Origin of the sequence: Bradyrhizobium sp. MOS002 (genome assembly GCF_003020115.1) — a bacterium.
In the GTDB taxonomy this organism is placed as follows: Bacteria; Pseudomonadota; Alphaproteobacteria; order Rhizobiales; family Xanthobacteraceae; genus Bradyrhizobium.
The window spans coordinates 1-2,268 of the sequence record NZ_PYFX01000066.1 but is presented as its reverse complement, the minus strand read 5'-3'; the positions used below and the strand labels follow the sequence as shown (position 1 = coordinate 2,268).

Here is a 2,268-nt window from a genome sequence, read left to right as displayed (position 1 = left end):
TGGTGCCGTCACCAGCCGTCGCGCCCGTGCTCGCAAAGGAGCCGATGGTTGCGCCGAGCGTCGTGGTGCCGGTCGCCGCCGTGGTGCCGCCGGCGGTGCCGTTATACAGCACGTTGCTGCTTGCGGTCGCACTGGCGAAGCTCGTGGTGCCGCGCAGGTCAGCCGCGGTCGCACCTGAGATGGTCGTGGAGACGTTGGATTTGGTGGAGTAGCCGACCGTGGTCTGCAGCGCCTGGTTGGCGATCGACTTCGCAGAGTCGATCAGCTTCTGCAGCGAGGTCAGGCCGGTGTTGGCGGCCTGTAGCACCTGCACGCCGTTGGCGATACCATCGAGCAGGTTGTTGATGTCGCTGGCGCGGTTGTCGAGCGACTGTGCGGTGAAGAAGTTGGTGGGATTGTCCAGGGCCGAGTTGACGCTCTTGCCGGTCGACAGACGGTTCTGTGTGGTGGCGAGAAGATCAGCGGTGGACTGGAGAGACAGCAGGTTCTGACGAACCGACGCAGAGAGAACAATACCGGACATGACTCTTACCCTTCTGGTTTACGCGTCTTCGTTCGATCGCTTCGGATCGAGTGACGGGGACAGCGTGCCGCGACATGGCTAACAAAGGGTGAAACGAGGCGCGCCCGCATTAAGCGCGGGTTCACCATAAGCCTGCGGAAGGCGTGGTCGCGGCCGGCAATCAGGCTGAAATCATTGGCATTTATCCGCGCTTACTCTCCATTAACCATAACCGCTGGTTACTTTTCAGAGCGCCGCACGGCTGTTCGAATGACGGCTGACGCGCAAAAAAAAAGCGGCGGGGCCGAAGCCCCGCCGCCAGATCTTGCTTGCGATGTCGTCCGCTTGTTAGCGGAGCAGCTGGAGCACGCTCTGCTGCGACTGGTTGGCCAGCGACAGCGCGGAGACCGCGATCGACTGGCGGGTCGACAGAGCCTGGCTGTTGGCCGCCTCGACGTTGGTGTCGGCCAGCGTCAGGTTGGACGAACCGGTCTGCAGCACGTTGATCAGGTTCTTGTTGAAGTCCTGACGCACCTGCACGATGGTCAGGTTCGAACCAAGGCTCGACGCTTCCGAACGCAGCGTGCTCGACGCCGAGTTCAAATTGGTCAGCACCTTGTTGGTGGCAGCGTTGTCGATGAAGTCGACACCGCTGGTCAGCGAGGCGAGGCCGAGACCCTTGGAGTTGTAGGTCACGCCCGTGATGCTCAGGTTCGACTTGCCGGTCTCGTCGAACACCAGCTTGAGCTGGTCGCCGTTCAAGAGATTGACGCCGTTGAACGAGGAGTCCTGCGAGGTCGAGTCGATCTGCGCAAGGATGTTGTTGTACTGGCCGACCAGGTTCGAACGCGAGGTCTGGGCAACCGTATCCTGGACGGGGCTGGAAGCCGTCGAGAACGTCAGAGACGAGGTCAGCGTGCCGCCGATCGCGCCACCCGCGGCGCTCGAACCGATGGTCGAGGACGCGTAGTCGTTGGTGGTCGAGACCGTCAGCAGGCCGTTGGCGTCGATCGTCGCCGTCAGGTTGTTGGCCTGAAGCTTCGAGTTGAGCTGATCGAGCGTCTTGACCGTGCCGTTGGTGCCGTCGCCGAAGGTGACATTGACCGCCGTGCCGCCGTTGAAGGAGGAGAAGGTCAAGGTCTTGCCGGTAAGGCCGCCGACGCCGGAGGTGCGCGCCGCGGTGAACGCGCTCGAGGTCCCGGTGTTGCCGGCGAAGCCAAGCGCATTCAGCGCATTGCCGGTGCCGGTGATCGACAGGTCGGCATTGACGCCGGTCGAGATCTTGAGCTGACCCGAGGCATTGATCGACGAGTTGGTCTGGCCGGCCGCAGTCGCAACCGTCGCGGTGCCGTTGGCGTTGACCGTCGCGGTCTGGACGCCACTGGCAAGGTCGATCGCCTTGAGCACGTCGTTGATCGTGCCGGCCTGCAGATAGACCGTCGAGTTGCCGGCGCCGTCGGTGAGGACGTTACCGCTCGTACCATAACCGCTCGGAACGCTCGGAGCACCGGTCGAACCCGGGATCGGCGCGTTCTTGAAGGTGATGACGTGGCCGTCGACATTCAGCGTCGAACCGTCCGCGATCGTCGCACCCAGCGAGGCCGAGCTCGTGGTCCGGTTGACGTTGACGGTGGCGTTGCCGCCGCCCACGGCGGTGGTCAGGCCGAGAGCCTTGAGCAGGTCGGCCTTGCCGGTAACGCTGAGATCCGCACCCGTCGAGCTCTTCAGCGTGACGGCGCCGCCGACAGCGGTCGAGACGGCAGCAC

General features: G+C 63.6%; 1 protein-coding gene and 1 pseudogene. Both read right to left on the bottom strand.

The annotated features are described in order from the left end of the window. A pseudogene (locus C7G41_RS36850) lies at positions 1 to 523 on the bottom strand (flagellin); the annotation flags it as partial. A 327-nt stretch (positions 524 to 850) separates the two neighbouring features. Next, a partial coding sequence (locus C7G41_RS36845) for a DUF1522 domain-containing protein (RefSeq protein ID WP_146159913.1) occupies positions 851 to 2,268 on the bottom strand: 1,418 nt, incomplete at its 5' end.